Origin of the sequence: Nonomuraea sp. NPDC001636 (assembly GCF_040298265.1) — a bacterium.
Taxonomy (GTDB): domain Bacteria; phylum Actinomycetota; class Actinomycetes; order Streptosporangiales; family Streptosporangiaceae; genus Nonomuraea.
The window spans coordinates 14,784-31,615 of record NZ_JBEOZT010000009.1 but is presented as its reverse complement, the minus strand read 5'-3'; the positions used below and the strand labels follow the sequence as shown (position 1 = coordinate 31,615).

Below are 16,832 nucleotides of genomic sequence, written 5' to 3'. Positions count from 1 at the left end.
CACGCTAGGACGGCCGATCCTTGATCCACCCTCGTCGCATCCTCGCCGCGTCCTCGCCGTCGGACGGCGGCGATCCGCAAGCCGGCGGGGCCGGGAACAAGGGGGAACGCGATGGCCACAGCCTGGTTCGGCATGCTCGGACCGATGGACGTCAGGGTGGCCGGACGCCCCCTCGCGCTGCACGGGCCACGGCAGGAGCGGACGCTCGCCGCGCTGCTGCTCGACGCCGACCGGGTCGTCACCGTCGACCAGCTCGTGGACGTCGTCTGGGAGGAGCCGCCCGCCTCCGCCCGCCGGCAGATCCAGGACCTCGTCACCCGGCTGCGGCGCACCCTGGCCGACGCCGGCGCCGCCCCCGGCCTGATCACCACCCAGCGCGCCGGCTACCTGTTACGCCCCGGCGAGCGCGGCCTGGACGCCCGTACCTTCGAGAGCCTGACCGCGGCGGCGCGGCAGAGCGCCCGCGCCGACCCGGCGGGGGCCGTCGCCGGGTACCGCGAGGCGCTGTCGCTGTGGCGCGGGCCCTTCCTGGCCGGCGTCCGCGGCCGGGCCTTCGAGGGCGCGGCCCGGATCTGGCAGGAGCGCCGGCTCGCCGCCGTGGAGGAATGCCTGGCGCTGGAGCTGTCGCTGGGCCGCCACCACGAGGTCACCGCCGAGGCGCTGGCGCTGGTGGAGCAGCATCCCTACCGGGAGTCCCTGGTCGAGCTGCTGATGCGGGCGCTGCACGGCGCGGGCAGGCTGTCCGACGCCCTCGACGCCTACCGGGCGCTACGGCGGCGGCTGGCCGACGAGCTGGGGCTCGACCCCGGCGCCGGGCTGCGGCGCCTGCACGACACGCTGCTGCGGTCCCAGACCGTCCTGGCCGCGCCCGCGTCCGGGCACGTCGCGGCGATGCTGCCGCCCGGCGTGTACGGCTTCGCCGGCCGCGCCGCCGAACTCGCCCGCCTGGACGCCCTGCTCGCCGCGGCGGGTGAGCAGCCGGCCGCCGTGGTCGTCGCCGCCGTGACGGGCACCGCGGGCGTGGGCAAGACGGCGCTGGCCGTCCACTGGGCCCACCGCGTCCGCGACCGGTTCCCCGACGGCCAGCTCTACGTGAACCTGCGCGGGTTCGACCAGAGCGGGCGGCCGATGACGCCGGTCGAGGCGATGCGCGTCTTCGGCGACGCGCTGGGCGCGCCGGCCAACCGCGTGCCGGCCACCCCTGAGGCGTGGACCGGGCTCTACCGCAGCCTGCTGGCCGGGCGCAGGATGCTGATCGTGCTGGACAACGCCCGCGACGCCGAGCAGGTACGGCCGCTGCTGCCCGGCGCGCCCGGCTGCCTGGTGCTGGTGACCAGCCGCGACCAGCTCCCGGGCCTGGTCGCCGCCGAGGGCGCGCACCCGCTCCGGCTGGACCCGCTGTCCGTGCCCGAGGCGCGGGAGCTGCTGGCCCGGCGGCTGGGCGGCGAACGGGTGGCCGCCGAGCCCGGCGCGACGGCCGAGATCATCGACCGGTGCGCGCGGCTGCCGCTGGCGCTGGCCGTCATCGCCGCCCGCGCGGCCACCCACCCGGGTTTCCCGCTGGCGGCCATCGCCGGGGAGCTGCCCGCCGTCCACGCCGTCCATCCCGGCCAGGACGGGGACTTGGACGCCAGCCTGGACGCCTTCGACGCCGACGGCCCCGGCACGCAGGTCCGTCTCGTCTTCTCCTGGTCCCACCAGGGGCTCAGCGGTGCGGCCGGGCGCCTGTTCCGGCTGCTCGGGCTGCATCCGGGGCCCGACCTCAGCCTGCCGGCCGCGGCCGGGCTGGCGGGCCTGCCGGTGGCGCGGGCGCGGCCGTTGCTGGGCGAGCTGTGCCGCGCCCATCTCCTGAGCCAGCACGTCCCCGGCCGGTACAGCTTCCACGACCTGCTGCGGGCCCACGCCGTGGAGCTCGTCCAGGAGCTCACCCCCGAGGCCGAACGGCGTGCCGCGACGCGCCGGCTCCTCGACCACTACCTGCACACCGCCCGCACCGCCGCCACTCTCCTCAACCCCCACCGCGACCCGCCCCCCGCCACCCCGTACGAGGAGCCGCCCCCTGACGCCGGGGCCGCCTTCGAGGAGTCAGCGGGCGGGGCGCTGGACTGGTTCGCCGCCGAGTGCGCCGTGCTCGTCGCCGCGGTCGCGCGGGCCGCCGCCCTGGGCTTCGACACCCACGCCTGGCAGCTCGCCTGGACCCTGGCCGACTTCCTCGACCGGCGCGGCATGCGGCACGAGCACCTGGCCGTCCAGACCACCGCGCTGGCCGCCGCGCGGCGCGGCGGCGACCGGCTCGGGCAGGCGTGCGTCCACGGCAACCTCGGCTGGGCCAGCACCGCGATCGACCGCTTCGAGGACGCCCGCACCCACTTCCGGCTCGCCCTCGACCTGTACGGCGAGCTGGGCGACCCCACCGGCCAGGCCCGCGTCCACGGCAACCTGTCCACGATGTACAGCCGTCAGGGCCGCCACCAGGACGGCCTGGACCACGCCACCCAGGCGCTCACCCTGTACCGCGCGGCCGGCCACCTGACCGGCCAGGCCCGCGCGCTGAACGCGGCCGGCTGGTTCCACGCCCAGCTCGGCGACCAGGAACAGGCGCTCGACCACTGCCGCCAGGCGCTCGACCTGCACCGGCGGCTCGGCGACGTCCTCGGCCAGGCCAACGCCTGCGACAGCCTCGGCTACGCCTGCCACCGCCTGGCCCGTCACGAGGAGGCCGCCTCCTGGTACGGACGCGCGGTCGAGCTGTTCCGCGCGGCCGGCGACCGCTACCACCAGGCCGACACGCTCACCCGCCTGGGCGACACCCTGCACGCGGCCGCCCTCCCGGACGCCGCCGCCGACACCTGGCGCCAGGCACTCACCCTCCTGGACGACCTCGCCCACCCCTCCGCCGCCCAGGTCAGATCCCGCCTGGCCGGGTGACGCGCGGAGCCGAAGACCACCTGGCCTGGTGCGTGGCCGTGGAATCCTGCGGCGCCCGGCTCGGCTGTGCCGGGTGCCGCCCTCTCACCGGGGCAGTCGCGGGTCAGCGCCTTCCCTGCCAGGAGTAGAAGGCGCCCTCCAGGTGTGCGAAACGGTGATCGACGTGGTCCTCCGACCACTCCACGTCCGCAAGGATCGGCGCCGGATCCCCCTGCGGGCTCCAGGCGTAGCCGAAGGGGCTCTGCAGGGCCTCGCCTCGCTGGAAGACGACCACGCCGTGCTCGCGGCGGACCTCTTCGAACTCCATCCCGCCGATGGCGCGGGGGCCGAGCCGGTCCCCCTCCCTCACCGTGCGTGCGAACGCCTCCACCTCTGCCGCCGAGCGGACGAATCGCTGGTCATCGGTGCCGCGGAAGGCCACGACCGCGGCAATCACGATGACCGCAGCCGTGAGGACGCCGAAGAACGCCAAGACTCTCGAACGCGAACCGCCCACCGGCACCCGGCCTCCCTCTGGTCGTCACGAACAACACCTTCCGATGATCGCCAACCGACAGAACCGGGGCCGGGTACGACGGGTCCATCCCGTCCCGGCCCGGAATTCGTCCGCGGTCGAACACTGCCCCCGGAGCCGTCAGCGAGCGCGAAGGCCGGACGCTCCGGCCGAAGATCGCTCACCTCGGCCCGCGTCGGGAGCGTACCGTCACGGAGCGCTCAGCAGGCTTCGAGGACGAAGAACAAGAAGCACAGGAACCTCGTGCGAGTGGGCTCGAACTCGCTGAGCTCCTCGGCGAACAGTTCGCGGGCTTCCGGCGCGAACGGCGGCTCGCTGATGACGCTGATGCGAAAGCCCGCCGCGGTGAAGGCTTCGGTCATCGCGTGCAGGGGCCGGTCCCAGAAACGCATCTGGACGGTCTGCCCGCCCATGGTCCATTCGTCGGTCCGGCTGCGGGTCTCGAAGTACCTGGGCTTCTCCCCGGCCATGTGCTGAAAGAGGGTGACGCTGAAAGGATGGTCGACCGAGACGAGGAGTCGGCCGCCGGGCTTCAGCACGCGTCTCAGCTCGGCCAGCGTCGGGCCCCAGTCTTCCAGGTAGTGCAGCACCAGCGACGCGATGACGTCGTCGAACGCCTCGTCGGGGAAGGGCAGGGGGTCGGCCAGGTCGGCGACCCGCAGATCGGCGTCGGCCCCCAGCCGCCGCCGGGCCTGCTCCAGCATTCCGGCGCTCGCGTCGACGCCGGTCACGACGGCGCCCCGATCGCGCAGCTCGGCGAACAGGGGACCCGCGCCGCAGCCGGCGTCGAGGATGCGCCTTCCGGCCACGTCCCCGGCGAGCTCCAGCATCGCGGGCCGCTCGTAGTACGCGTTGAGCAGACTGGCTGCGTTCTCGGCCGCGTAACCCTCAGCCATCCTGTCGTAGTCGTTGAGTGCGGAGGGGTTCGCGGTCTCGACGTGATCTTTGGGCGTGGCAGACATGCGGGCCATTGTGCCCCACCCGTCTCGGCGGCACAGACATACGGCAGATCTTGGTCAACCACGCAAACGGCATGACATCCTGCCCGCCGGCGAATGCGGCAGATCGAGCCGGCCCGAAGTAGACCCTTCACGCTGTCCGTATGCGTGGAATTCGCCTCAAACGCCCATTTCTGGAAGCAACAAAGATGACCGTGAAACTTGCCTCGGCCCTGGGCGCTGTCATGTCGGCGGATATCAAAGTACTGGCGTCTGTGTCACCGAAGTTGGCAGTACCCGGTCGAAGATCACGTGTCATGCATTGGGTTGGACCGGGCAGACGCTATGGCGGCGGGATCGAAACTATTTTGGCCCGGGGGCCGGCAGAACGCTCTCCGCCAGGAGGCATCAGCCCGCGCTACGCCAGTAGGCAAGTTGCTGGCTCGTGCTTTTGACCACACTCGGTGCGGATGCAGCCTGCGGCCAGATGTGCAGCAGATAGCGGTCGACGACCACGTCCAACGAAGTATTCACCTCCGCGCCCTCGTCCATGTTCGCGGCGTGATGGCGCAGCCGATACCACCCCGGGCCTGAGGGCAATTCCGGCAGCTCGTGAACTCGTTCGCCGGCCCACTCGCACAGCCAGAGGCGGCCTGTCTCGGATCGGAAACTGATCTCCACGATGTCCTCGTATCCGTCGGTGTCCGCTCCCGGGTCGTGGTAGGCCACCGTCACCGTAGAGCCGACGATACCCGTGTGCAGGCCCGTAACCAGGAGGGCCTTGTCGTCCTTGACCCGGAGGATCCCCACGGGACGCTCCGGATGGTCATCGGGGAAGGCTTCTGGAACCATCGTGTCGACGTCAATGAGGTAGGCCTGCCGGTAGCTGACATGGAGATCGAACGACACGGTCTCAGTGGTGGTCATGGGGGCCAAGATTACGATCATGAGCCGACACTTCCGGTCGATCCGACGCCGAGGCCAAAGGTCCCGTCTCTTCTGAGCCGGAATTTGTCCGGGCCGAACCTTGTCGGCGGAACCTTCAGTGAGTGTGAACGCCGTGCGCTTGTAGCCGGGAGAGGATCAGTTCTCGGAGTTCGCGTTCTTGGGCGGCGGCTTCGTGGCGTCCGGTCCGATCGGCGGCGGCGGCCCAGCGTTCGAGGACGTCGATCGTGAGCAGCCATTGAGCGATCGTCAGCTTGGGTTTCACGATCTCGTCCGGCAGTGGCCACGAACCGGGGCCTGGAACGCCAGACGTCCAGCGGAAGAGTTGATCCAAACCAGCCTTGCGGATGCTGCGCGCAAGATCGGCCCGCTGGCGATTGCCGTTCACCGTCTCGACGCTGGCGTCATTGTCCATGGATGCGTCAATGAGTCCCCACTGGCGGAGAGTCATCCCGATGATCAAGCCGACACTCATGTCGGAATGATGTGGAGATCACGAAGGGCCGTCAAGATGATCACCATGCCCCTGGTATGGCGGCGCCAAGGATGGGGTGGCGAAAATGTTGCGGACTCACCATGACGCTGGTGATGCGGTGGCGAGTGCCAAGGCCGCCGGGATGGGGTTGTCGATGCTGTCGCTGGCAGTCGGATAAACGCCCAGCTCGCGGAGGTGACGATTGAGCCGGTCGGGGTCTGCGTCCTGCCTGTCGATGGGAAGCCTCGGGTTGATGTCGGTGATGAGCCGACCGTCGATGGCAAGGGCAACGTGGTGCTGGGCATAGTCATCCCGCAGCACCGCCACGGCCTGTCCGTCGTCGCGCGACAGGATGCTCAACGTTTCCTGTCGCGTGCCGCGCCAGCCCCACCCCGAGCTGGCGAAGCACCTCGTGCTCATCGTGCCCGCGGACGAAGACGATGGTGAAGATGTCGCCGAACCCGCCTCCTGCTCCCCGCCGGTAATCTGCCGACGACGCGCCGGGAGTTCTCGCGGTGGCGTGGAGCATCTCGATCTTTTCTGCCTGTATATATGCCTCGGGATGGGCGGCGAAGAAGGCGTCAACGATCGGCCACGATTACTGACCGGGTAGCCATTCGCTTGCGCCCACTCCCGGATGGGGAACTCTTCGGGTTTGTGCTTGCGGTAGGTCACACGGAGAGGGGTGAAGCCTGATTCTCGGCTGCCCAGGCCGAGCATGCCGGAGCGTTCGGCGTCAGTCGGTCGGCGACGCCAGGACTATCAGGCAGGTTCGAGGCAATCGGCGAGGCGGCGGAGGGTGACCGCGAACCGACCGCGGAGGCGTGGAAGGACACGCTGACGTGAGCGCGCCGGGATCGTTTGTAATCGTTCCGCCTCGGCTCGCTGTTCTGTGAGGTATGCACGGCCCCACTCCTCATGCATGAAAGACATGAAGGCTCCTCAGGGTTCTTCGGGGAAAGCGTGGTAGAAGATGAAGATCGGGCGAGTATCCGGCGGAGGCTCGCTCGACTCGACGCGCGCCTGGGTCAATTCGCGCCACGGCTTCAACACGGCATTGAGCTGGTCGGCGAGTTGCGTGAGCTCATCCTTGGTGAGTCGTAGGTGGCGGCTGCTTCCGAAGGACGCGTGGCGCCAGTCCTCGGGGAGCGTCATATGAGTGCGTTCGAAGTCACGCAGCCGCTCGAACTGGTCGATCACCCACTGTGAAGTCCACGCCTGCAGCGCGGCTCTGGCCTCCGGGGCTTCGAAGTCCCTCACCAAGGCCCACCCGCTCAAAGCTGCCCGCACCCAGCGTTCCCGGCTGTCCCGGGCGAGCTCCGGCACGTCCTCGATCAACCCATATGGCTGCATTTGTCGCAGGTGATAGCTCACCTGGCCAGGGTCGGCCTCCATCCGCCTGGCGAGCTCGCTCACCGTGACCGGGCCGATCCGGAACAGGAGGCTGAAGAGCTTCATCCGGAACCGGCTGGTCATGACCCTGAGCACGTCCACGTCGTCGATCTGCCGCATGGTCACGACGGTAAGACCGGCAGGTAAAGATACTCAAGACACCTACTGGATCTTGAAACCGTGGTCGTGGCGTGCGTAGCTGAAGATCAACTGTCATGCCCGTACTTGCTTCAGGGATGCCCGGGCGGCTGAGGTGGCATGCCAGGGGAGAGTGCCTTCGCCGGCCAGGAACAGTGCCGCCTTGGGCAGGTCCAGGTCGTCGACGGTCTCGGCTGGGTGCAGGTAGTGGGGGCCGCCTGGTTCCCGAAGAGCGAGCGGTTTGAGCAGGACGCAGTCGAAGCTGCTGATCTTTGAGATGGTTGAGGATCCGGTTGGTGACCGCGGCGGGGTGATCGTGGGCGCAGTATTCGTGCCAGAGTGTGCAGCGGCGCTGAGCAGCGGTCCGGGCTGGTAGGAGAGCACGTCGCCGCAGCGTTCGCGGGCACTGGGTCCGGCGGTTAGGGCGAGTTGATCGCCCAGCTGGCAGAGCTCGTGGAAGGTCCACCAGAGGTGGACGTCGGAGCGTCACCGGGGTGCCGGGATAGATCGCCAGGCGGAACAGCAGCTCGTAGAGGTCCCAGAACGCCTTGATGCATTCGATGGGTCCATCGCGTGGGCGGCGCAGCCGAGCCAGGAGTTCCTGCTGGATGCGCAGCAACCTGTCGCTTCCGGCCGGCTGGCGGGGGAGCCGGGCGAGTTGCTGCCCACAGGGGCGCCGACGATGCGCCCCTGTGGGGCGAACGGCCCGTTATTCGCGCTGGTAGCGGGGGTGCCGCCGACGCTGATCCGAGTGTGGCAGGTCGGGCACCGGCGGCGCGTCGCCACCTCAAGCATGAGCCGTTGCTGATCGGCAAGTTCGGTACTCACCGACGCCCGTGCCGATCTGCGGGATCGTTTGATCGCATACGGCCCCGCCGAGGAGCGCGCCGCATCGCAACGGAGCCGGCATTCGTGAGCGAGAAAGACGAGCAGGCGGGCCGGGCCCCGTCGCACGGATCCGCAGCTTCTCGGGCAGAGATCCACCAGCACCGTCCGATGCGCGGGACAGACTGCGGACCAGCTCAGCTCCGCCAACCCAGCCAAGCTCCGTTCGAAGCCGTCAGGCTCTTTGGGCGTGCCCGGCTGCAGAAGAGTTGTGCCCACTCACGGCTCTCTGTCCGGCGGACTGACTTCTTGCCGCCCACGTGGACGCCTGACAGGTCCACGGCCGAGCCGTCGGACATCTCCAGGTGCATCCCAAGCACGACCTTGGGGCTCACGCCTATAGCAGCCTCAATCGCCCTGCACGTCTCCGGCGTCGTGACAACGCCGTACGCCAGTGAACGAACGTCACCTGACGTGCGTGCATCCAGCCCCAACGCCTCGTTGATCGTCCACGGCGGGCATCCGTTCCGCAGGGCCATGCGATCCACCCGCGACGCGAACGACTCGCCGGATGCCGGTGTCACCACCAACGCCAGCCGCCGGGGCAAGACCGTCACCATCTCCCGGGCCGGACCTCCTGCCGTACCCGCGTCTACTGACAACTGCGATGGCCTGCCGACAGGTCCGCTGACATCCCCCGTGCCGTTCTGATATCTGCAAGCGCGTCAGACAGCCCATCCGCCGACTGAAGCGTTCTCTTGACGTATCAAATGAATGCTTTTTTAATTCGGGTGAGGGTGCGATTCACCTCAGATCGACTCCGACCGGTTCATCGACGTCAGGGATGGAGCTGCGAGATGACCGTGGACGACCGCTTCGGCCCGGAGCTGGAAGAGACGCGCAGAAACCGGCTGCGCGGCACCGTCAGCGAGATCGTCACCGATCCGGTCTCCGACTGGGCCACCGACTTCTCCCACGTCGACCCCCAGTGGGCCGCGGACCCGTACCCCATCCAGGACGACCTGCGGCAGCGTTGCCCGATCGCGCACACCGACCGGTTCGGCGGGGTGTGGCTGCCCACCCGGTACGAGGACGTCGCCGCCATCGCCTACGACACCGAGCGGTTCTCCTCCCGGGCCGTCGTCGTCGGCAACGTCAAGCCGCCCCGGGAGCTCGCGCCGGTGGGCGGGGTCCCGCCGATCTCGTCCGACCCGCCCTTCCACCACGACGCCCGCAAGTTACTGCTGCCGGCCTTCACCAAGACGGCGGTCGCCAGGCGGGAGGCGAGCACCAGGGCGTTGTGCCACGAGCTGATCGACGGCCTGGAAGGGCGGGAGGTCGTGGACGCGGCCCGCGAGTACGCCCAGGACATCCCGATGCGGGTGATCGCCGACATGCTGGGCTTCCCGCCCGAGGACGCCGACCGGTTCCGGCAGTTCGTGGAGAACGCGCTGGAAAGCGTGAACGAGCCCACCGAGAAACGGCTGGAGCGCTTCGCCGAGCTGTCGTCCTACCTGGTCGAGCAGATCCACGACCACCTGGCCCACCCGCGGGACGACCTCACGACGTACCTGCTCGGCGCCGAGCTCAACGGCGCGAAGCTGGACCCCGTCCATGTCGTCGGGACGATGACGCTGCTGCTCATCGCCGGGATCGACACGACGTGGAGTGCGATCGGGGCGTCCCTGTGGCACCTGGCCAAGACCCCCGCGGACCGCGAACGCCTGGTCGCCGAACCCGCCCTGCTCCCCACCGCCATGGAGGAGTTCCTGCGCGCCTACGCCCCCGTCACCATGGCCCGCCTCGTCAAAGACGACATGCACTGGAACGGCGTCGACATGAAAGCCGACGACTGGGTCCTGCTCTCCTTCCCCGCCGCCAACCGCGACCCCGCCCACTTCGACCACCCTGCCGACATCCGCATCGACCGCGAGGTCAACCGCCACGCCGCCTTCGGACTCGGCATCCACCGCTGCGTCGGCTCCCACCTGGCCCGCATGGAACTCCGCACCGCCCTCGACGTCTGGCTCCAGCGCATCCCCGTCTTCACCCTCGCCGACCCCGACGCCGTCACCTGGGCCGCCAGCCAGGTACGGGGCCCCCGGACCCTGCCCCTGCGCATCGGCTGACCGACCCGGCACGCCGGCGTCACCGGCGGGGGAGGTCGATGCCGGACGCGCGCAGCTCCGCCTCGACCAGGGCGTTCAGGCGGGCGATGGACGGTTCCCGGTCCTCGCCGTGGTGGTTGACCAGGCCGTAGCGGGCGGCGGCGTCGGACCGGTTCCAGAACCCGGCCGGCATCGCCCGCATCTCCGGGCCGGCCAGCAGCTTGGCGGCCAGCGCGGAGGCCAGCTCCTCGATGCGCGGGTCGTCCGGGTCCCAGGCACGCGCCTCCAGGGCGCGTCTGGTCAGCTCGACGTGCTCGGGGTCGTCCAGTGAGTGTTCGAGCCGGGTCAGGAGGCTGTCGAACATCGCCGGCATCAGCGCCCTGGTCAGCACCAGGGCCTCCCGCTGGGTGGACACGTAGCCGGGGTCGAAGCCGAGGGCGGCCAGCCGGTCCAGGACGGCGCAGGCCCGGTCGGGCAGCAGGACCCGGTCGCCGTGGGCCAGGCGGTGCAGCGTGTCGCGGCGCGCGGTCAGGTCCTCGATGCGTTCGGTCAGCCGGCGGCGGACGTCGTCGAGGGCGGCGGCGAACGGCTCGGGGTCGGCGTCGAGCAGGTCGCCGATCTCGGCCAGCGGCACGCCGGCCGCGGCGAGGGTCCGGACCTGGACCAGCCGGACCAGGTCGGCCGACCGGTAACGCCGGTAGCCGGAACCGTCGCGTTCGGGCTCGGCGACCAGGCCGAGCCGATGGTAGTGCCGCACGGTCTTGACGGTGACGCCGGTGAAGGCCGCCGTCTGGCCGATCGTGAGCCCGTCCGTCATCGGCTCGGCATATCCGCGGACGGCGGGCGGAGGCGCGCCGGTCGCCGGTCGGCGAGCGGCGCGCCCGGGTACGGGGTGCGGGCATTCACAGGCCCGAGAGTAGCGCGCACGGCCATGGCGGGGTTGACCTTGACCTTGGGTCAGGGTCCAGGCTCGTCGCACGGCCACCTCGAAGGAGCCGGTGGCCCGTCCGTCACCGCCTTCGAGCCGTGGCGGACGACGACCACCATCGAAAGAGGGATCATGACGGCCGAGAACGACAACGGCTTCTCCGCAGCAGGGCTGCGCCGGCTGCGCGAGGTGCTGGCCCGGCACGTGGAGTCCAAGCGGATCCCCGGGCTGGTCGCCCTGGTCAGCCGGGGGCAGGAGACGCACGTCGAGGCGATCGGGACCATGCGCCACGACGGCGGCGCGCCGATGAGCCGGGACACGATCTTCCGGATGGCGTCCACGTCCAAGCCGGTCACGATGGCGGCGGCGATGGTCCTGCTGGACGAGTGCCGGCTGCGGCTGGACGACCCGGTCGATCCGTGGCTGCCCGAACTGGCCGACCGGCGGGTGCTGCGGCGTCCCGACGGCCCGCTGGAGGACACCGTGCCGGCCCGCCGGCCGATCACCGTACGGGACCTGCTGACCTCCACGTTCGGCCTCGGCATCGACTTCACGCTGCTGAACTCCCCGATCAGGGCCGCCACCTTCGAGCGGACCGACTACAGCGTGGCGTCCGGGCCGGCGCCGGACCCGGACGAGTGGATGCGCCGCCTCGGCGAGCTGCCGCTGTCGTACCAGCCGGGGGAGCGGTGGCAGTACGACCTCAGCAACGAGGTGGTCGGCGTGCTCGTCGCCCGGGTCGCCGGCCGGTCCCTGGAGGCGTTCCTGCGCGAACGCGTCCTGGACCCGCTGGGGATGAAGGACACCGCCTTCCACGTGCCCGCCGCGAAGATCGACCGGCTGCCGCCCCTGTACGGGCCCGACCCGGCGACCGGGGAGTTCCTGGTGTGGGACGAGGCGGAGGGCGGCAGAACCGCCCGGCCCCCGGCGTTCCAGGGCGCCGGCGGCGGGCTGGTCTCCACCGTGGACGACTACCACGCCTACTTCCGGATGCTGCTGAACCACGGCGTGCACGACGGCGAACGCGTCCTGTCCAGGCCCGCGGTCGAGCTGATGACCACCAACCGCCTCACCCCGGCGCAACAGGCCGCCCGGGACGCCATGTACGGGAACATCGTCCATGTGTCCGCCGGCCAGGGGCTCCAGGGCGGCTGGGGCTTCGGGATGGCGGTGCGCACCCGCCGCGGCGACTACGCCTCCGTCGGCCAGTTCGGCTGGGACGGCGGGACCGGCACCACCGCCTACGCCGACCCGGCCAGACGGCTCACCGGGATCCTGCTCACCCAGGTCGGGATGTCCACCACGGATTCGATGCGGCTCATCAACGACTTCTGGACCACGCTCTACCAGGCCCTCGACGACTGACCGGCGCGGGCGGGGGATCCGGTCGATGGTCACCTACCGGGTGGGCGGGCTGTTTAATGCTGCCATGGGCCGAATCGCCGGCGTCACCGCCGCCGAGACTCGTGAACGGTTGTTGCGCGCCGCCGCGGAGGCGTTCGCCGAACGCGGGTACGACGGCACCCGCGTCGCCGACATCGCCGCCGCCGCCGGGGTGAGCAACGGCGCGCTGTACGCGCACTTCGGCTCCAAGGCCGAGCTGCTGGTGGCGGCGCTGCGCGCGCACGGGCGGCGGGGGCTGGCCGACCTGTTCGCCGCCGACCCCGACCGGCCCGTGCCCGACCTGCTGCTGGAGATCGGACGCTGGCTGCCGCAGCGGCGCGACGCCCGTGGCTACCTCATCGTCGAGGCGCTCGTCGCGGCCCGGCGGGACGAGGAGGTCGCCCGGCCCATGCGTGACTACGTCGGCGAGCGCGCCGGGTCGATGGCCGCGCTGGCCCGCCTCGCCCAGGACCGGGGTGAGCTGGACCCGGCGCTGTCGCCCGCCGCGCTGGCCCACTTCTGCCTGCTGCTGTCCATGGGCAGCGCCCTGGTCACACCCGACCTGCACGCCGTCGGCGACGAGGAGTGGGCCGCCCTGCTCGCCCGGGTGGTCGGCGCGCTCATGCCCGAGCCGTCCTGACTGTGCTGCTCCCCCGGGTGGTCGGGGCGCTCGTCCACGAGCCGTCCTGACAGCGCTGCTCGCCCCGGGCGTCGCCGTGCTCACGCCCGAATCGTGTGGCGTCCCGCCGCGGCCTCTATGGCGGCGGTGATCAGGGGCCAGGTGCTCGACAGGGGGTCGATCAGGCTGAAGTGGCCGGCGTCCGACGGTTCGATCAGCACCGCCGACGGCTCGGCCGCCGCCGCCCGGCGGCTCATCGACACCGGCAGCACGCGGTCCCTGACCCCGTGCACCAGCACCAGCGGGCCCCGGTCGTAGGGCAGCAGGCGCGCCGGGTCCACCTCGTCCAGCAGGTCGGCGCGGTCGTGGAGCAGGGCGCGGGCCGCGCCGCCGCCGAGCCCCGCCGTGAACGCCTCGCCCAGGTCGCAGACGGCGGCCAGCCCCACCACGCCGCGGACCGCCGGTTCGGCGTGCCAGCGGGAGCCGGGCGGCAGCCGGTGCCGCAGCGCCGACCAGAGCGCGAGGTGACCGCCCGCCGAATGGCCCACCAGCAGCACCCCGGACGGGCATTCCGCCCGTACGAGGTCGAGCGCGGCGGCCACGTCGTCGAACGTGCCCGGGTGGCCGCCGCCCTCCTGGCCCACCCTGCGGTACTCGGGCAGCCAGACCTGGTGGCCGAGCGCGGCCAGGGCGACGGCCATGGGACGGGCGTGCCGCCGGTCGTACTCGGCCATCCAGTAGCCGCCGTGCAGCAGGACGAGGGGCGCGCGGCCGGCGCCGTCGTAGACGTCGATCACCTGGTCGGGGTGGCGGTCGCCGTAGCGGAGCACGCGGTCGGGCGGGCGTACCGGTCGGGACAGCAGGTCTTGGTAGGACATGTCGTGATCGTAGGAGCGCGTCCAGGGGCTTGACCTGGGGTTGCGCTGGCAGGAACGTGCCGCGGGGCGGCAGCAAGAAGACGGTCCGCGTACCGCCGCCGGGCGCCTCGCGCCGCGACCATGGGGGAGTGACGTCCGAGGGAAGCGAGGTTCGGCCATGTCCCCAATCCGCCGTGTCGTGGTGATCGGCTGTGGGTTGATCGGCACGTCCGTGGCGTGCGCGCTGCGGCGGGCGGGCGTCCGGGTCGAGCTGGCCGACCACGATCCGTGGGCGCTGGCGCAGGCCGCGCGGATGGGCGCGGGCACCGCGCTGCGGGCCGGGGCCGGCCCGGCCGACGTCGTCGTGATCGCCACGCCGCCCTCGTCGGTGGCCGCCGTCCTGCGGGAGGCGCAGGACCGCGGGCTGGGGAGGGTCTACACGGACGTGGCCAGCGCCAAGACGCGGATCCTCGCCGAGGTCGAGCGCGGCGGGTGCGACCTGTCCTGCTACGTGCCCGGCCATCCGATGGCCGGGCGGGAGGTGTCGGGGCCCGGGGCCGCGCGGGCGGGCCTGTTCGAGGGCAGGACGTGGGCGTTGTGCCCCCATCCGGCGCTGTCGCCGCGGGCGCTGCGCACGGTGACGGCGCTCGCGACCGCGTGCGGGGCCGAGGTGCGGCTGCTCGCGCCGGACGCCCACGACCGGGCCGCCGCGGCCGTGTCGCACCTGCCGCTCGTCCTGTCGGCCGCGCTCGCCGCCCGGTTCGCGACCGGCGCCCAGGCCGCGCCCGCCGAACCGGCCCCGGGCACGGCGCCGGGCACGGCCCCGGGCTGTGGGGTGGACCGGGATGCGGACGGTCTGTCGCTGGCCGCCGGGGCGTTGCGGGACGTGACGCGGGTGGCCGGCAGCCCCGCGGGCATGTGGCGGGACATCCTGGCGCACAACGCGACCCCGGTCGCCGACCTGCTGGACGAGCTGACCCGCGACCTGAGCCGCGTCGCCGCCGCCCTGCGCGCCGCCGACGACGGCCCGGTGGCCGAGGTGCTGGCCAGGGGGAACGAGGGGCACGCGCGCATCGTCCGGGCGCTGTCGCGCACGCGGGAGACGGAACGGGCCGCGTCCTGACCCCGCCGCGCGACCAACGGGCCCGCACGGGCGAACGGCCCCGAGTGCGCACGTGAGGACAAGCGCCCGCCGCCCCCGCGGCTTATGGTCCCCCCAAGGGAGCCTCACGGGAGGACGCGCGACGTGGACCCGGCGGACGTCGACAGGCACGTCACCGACATCTGGAACACCGTGCTCGGCGTCGGCCCGGACGAGGCCGGCGCCACCTTCGGCGAGCTCGGCGGCACGGCGCTCGCCGCGCTGCGGATGGCCGCCCGGATCGAGGACCGGCTCGGGGTGGCCGTCGAACCGGCCGTCCTGCTGTGCGACGGGACGCTCGACGCGCTGCTCGGCCAGGTCAGGGCGAGGGCATCCTCGGAGATGTAGCCGCCGTGGCGCCGTTGCGACAATCACCAGCAGACCTTGAGGAGGGACGGCCCATGACCGGCGGACTCAGCCTCGCCGAGCTTCGCGAGAAGGTCGGCGACATCTGGAACGAGGTGCTCGACGTGCCCGAGGGGCTGGAGGCGGCGACGTTCTCCGACCTGGAAGGGGAGTTCGCGGCCGCGGCGCGGCTGGTCGGGCGGATCAAGGAGGAGCTGGGCATCGCCATCGACGTCGGCGACGTCTTCGACGCGGACCCGAACCTGGAGGCGCTGGTCGAACGCGTCGCCCTGGACGCGCACGTGCCGATGGCGGTGTAGCCTCCGCGCTCACACCCGGGTTCCCGCGGGGGCCCGGGTTTCCGCGTGCTCCAAGAAGGGTTCAGGCGGGGAGCGGGCCGAGGTGGTCGGCGTCGGCGGGGAGGGCGGCGTCCTCCAGGGCCCGCGCGCAGTCGCACGTACGGGTGCGCGGCAGCCGGGCCACGGTCGCCAGCACCAGCGCCCGCAGCCGGTCCAGCCCCTCGTGGAAGATCGTGAACAGCTCGTCCCGCCGCGCGCCCGAGCCCACGCCGAGCCCGGCGTCCAGGTCCGTCACCAGCGCGACCGGCACGTAGCACAGGGCCAGCTCGCGGGCGAGCGCCGCCTCCGGGCAGGCCGTCATGTCGAGCAGCGACCACCCCTGCGCGGCGTACCACTGCGCCTCGGCCCGGCTGGACAGGCGCGGGCCCTCGACCGCCACCGTCGTCCCGCCGTCCACGCAGTCCTGGCCGGTCGCCGCCGCGGCGTCGAGCACCGTCTCGCGGCCCACCGGGCAGTACGGGTCGGCGAACGGCACGTGCACCGCCGCGTCGTCGAAGTACGTCCGGACCCGTCCGCAGGTCCGGTCCACGAGCTGGTCGGGCACCACCATCACGCCGGGCCCCAGCTCGGGCCGGAGCGAGCCGACCGCGCACGGCGCGATGATCTGGCGCACGCCCACCGCGTGCAGCGCCCACAGGTTGGCCCGGTAGTTGATCCGGTGCGGCGGCCGGCGGTGGTCGCGCCCGTGCCGGGGCAGGAAGGCGACCGTGCGGCCGCGCACCCGGGCCAGCGAGAGCGGCGCCGACGGCTCGCCGTACGGGGTGGTGAGCGCGACCTCCCGGGCTCCGTCGGCGACCGAGGAGAACCCGCTCCCGCCGATGATCCCGATCTCCGCGCCGAATCCGTTCATGATCAGCCTTTCGTCGCCGGTGCGGCCGGGACCCGGCGTAGGTGATCCGCCCGGCGGGAGGAGCCGTCCGGGCATCAGGAGCATCGT

16 protein-coding genes are annotated in these 16,832 nt (G+C 71.8%); 7 read left to right on the top strand and 9 right to left on the bottom strand.

Features of this window, described 5'->3' with window-relative positions:
* The first annotated feature begins 111 nt into the window (after positions 1 to 111).
* On the top strand, positions 112 to 2,928 hold the full coding sequence (locus tag ABT158_RS18850; RefSeq protein ID WP_352354871.1) for an AfsR/SARP family transcriptional regulator: 2,817 nt from the start codon (positions 112 to 114) through the stop codon (positions 2,926 to 2,928).
* Between the two features lie 103 nt (positions 2,929 to 3,031).
* Here ABT158_RS18850 and ABT158_RS18845 read toward each other — a convergent pair whose 3' ends face one another.
* From ABT158_RS18845 to ABT158_RS18820, 6 genes are all read right to left on the bottom strand, one after another.
* Positions 3,032 to 3,400: a hypothetical protein gene (locus ABT158_RS18845; protein ID WP_352354869.1), complete on the bottom strand. Its 369-nt coding sequence runs from the start codon at positions 3,398 to 3,400 to the stop codon at positions 3,032 to 3,034.
* A 242-nt stretch (positions 3,401 to 3,642) separates the two neighbouring features.
* Entirely contained in the window at positions 3,643 to 4,413 is a 771-nt protein-coding gene (locus ABT158_RS18840) for a class I SAM-dependent methyltransferase (RefSeq protein WP_352354867.1), read from the bottom strand.
* A 375-nt stretch (positions 4,414 to 4,788) separates the two neighbouring features.
* Positions 4,789 to 5,307: a hypothetical protein gene (locus ABT158_RS18835; protein WP_352354865.1), complete on the bottom strand. Its 519-nt coding sequence runs from the start codon at positions 5,305 to 5,307 to the stop codon at positions 4,789 to 4,791.
* 115 nt (positions 5,308 to 5,422) lie between these two features.
* Positions 5,423 to 5,800, bottom strand: coding sequence for a hypothetical protein (locus ABT158_RS18830; protein ID WP_352354863.1), 378 nt, complete (start codon positions 5,798 to 5,800; stop codon positions 5,423 to 5,425).
* A gap of 96 nt (positions 5,801 to 5,896) precedes the next feature.
* Complete coding sequence (locus ABT158_RS51295) at positions 5,897 to 6,520, bottom strand: DUF6461 domain-containing protein (RefSeq protein WP_502911554.1); 624 nt, start codon at positions 6,518 to 6,520, stop codon at positions 5,897 to 5,899.
* Between the two features lie 222 nt (positions 6,521 to 6,742).
* Positions 6,743 to 7,312: an ArsR/SmtB family transcription factor gene (locus tag ABT158_RS18820; protein ID WP_352354859.1), complete on the bottom strand. Its 570-nt coding sequence runs from the start codon at positions 7,310 to 7,312 to the stop codon at positions 6,743 to 6,745.
* Between the two features lie 1,700 nt (positions 7,313 to 9,012).
* Here ABT158_RS18820 and ABT158_RS18815 point away from each other — a divergent pair.
* Positions 9,013 to 10,284, top strand: coding sequence for a cytochrome P450 (locus ABT158_RS18815; RefSeq protein ID WP_352354857.1), 1,272 nt, complete (start codon positions 9,013 to 9,015; stop codon positions 10,282 to 10,284).
* A gap of 19 nt (positions 10,285 to 10,303) precedes the next feature.
* Here the strand turns inward: ABT158_RS18815 and ABT158_RS18810 are convergent, their stop codons facing one another.
* A complete protein-coding gene (locus ABT158_RS18810) occupies positions 10,304 to 11,080 on the bottom strand; it encodes a MerR family transcriptional regulator (protein ID WP_352354855.1) in 777 nt (258 codons plus the stop codon).
* Between the two features lie 243 nt (positions 11,081 to 11,323).
* On the opposite strand from ABT158_RS18810, the gene ABT158_RS18805 reads away from it, so the two are divergent.
* Together ABT158_RS18805 and ABT158_RS18800 are read left to right on the top strand one after the other, a co-directional pair.
* Complete coding sequence (locus ABT158_RS18805; protein ID WP_352354853.1) at positions 11,324 to 12,556, top strand: serine hydrolase domain-containing protein; 1,233 nt, start codon at positions 11,324 to 11,326, stop codon at positions 12,554 to 12,556.
* A gap of 64 nt (positions 12,557 to 12,620) precedes the next feature.
* Positions 12,621 to 13,214 (top strand): TetR/AcrR family transcriptional regulator, encoded by a 594-nt coding sequence (locus ABT158_RS18800; protein WP_352354851.1) that lies wholly within the window; start codon positions 12,621 to 12,623, stop codon positions 13,212 to 13,214.
* A gap of 80 nt (positions 13,215 to 13,294) precedes the next feature.
* Here ABT158_RS18800 and ABT158_RS18795 read toward each other — a convergent pair whose 3' ends face one another.
* Positions 13,295 to 14,071, bottom strand: coding sequence for an alpha/beta hydrolase family protein (locus ABT158_RS18795; protein ID WP_352354849.1), 777 nt, complete (start codon positions 14,069 to 14,071; stop codon positions 13,295 to 13,297).
* Positions 14,072 to 14,228: 157 nt separating this feature from the next.
* Between ABT158_RS18795 and ABT158_RS18790 the strand changes: the two genes are divergently transcribed.
* From ABT158_RS18790 to ABT158_RS18780, 3 genes are all read left to right on the top strand, one after another.
* Positions 14,229 to 15,173: a prephenate dehydrogenase/arogenate dehydrogenase family protein gene (locus tag ABT158_RS18790; RefSeq protein WP_352354847.1), complete on the top strand. Its 945-nt coding sequence runs from the start codon at positions 14,229 to 14,231 to the stop codon at positions 15,171 to 15,173.
* Positions 15,174 to 15,296: 123 nt separating this feature from the next.
* Positions 15,297 to 15,539, top strand: coding sequence for a phosphopantetheine-binding protein (locus tag ABT158_RS18785; RefSeq protein ID WP_352354845.1), 243 nt, complete (start codon positions 15,297 to 15,299; stop codon positions 15,537 to 15,539).
* 53 nt (positions 15,540 to 15,592) lie between these two features.
* Positions 15,593 to 15,856 carry an acyl carrier protein gene (locus ABT158_RS18780; RefSeq protein ID WP_352354843.1) on the top strand — a complete coding sequence of 88 codons (264 nt, stop codon included), beginning with the start codon at positions 15,593 to 15,595 and terminating at the stop codon, positions 15,854 to 15,856.
* A gap of 61 nt (positions 15,857 to 15,917) precedes the next feature.
* Here the strand turns inward: ABT158_RS18780 and ABT158_RS18775 are convergent, their stop codons facing one another.
* The gene (locus tag ABT158_RS18775) at positions 15,918 to 16,820 is read right to left on the bottom strand and encodes an S-methyl-5'-thioadenosine phosphorylase (RefSeq protein WP_352354841.1); all 903 of its coding nucleotides are present in this window, start codon (positions 16,818 to 16,820) and stop codon (positions 15,918 to 15,920) included.
* Positions 16,821 to 16,832 lie beyond the last annotated feature (12 nt).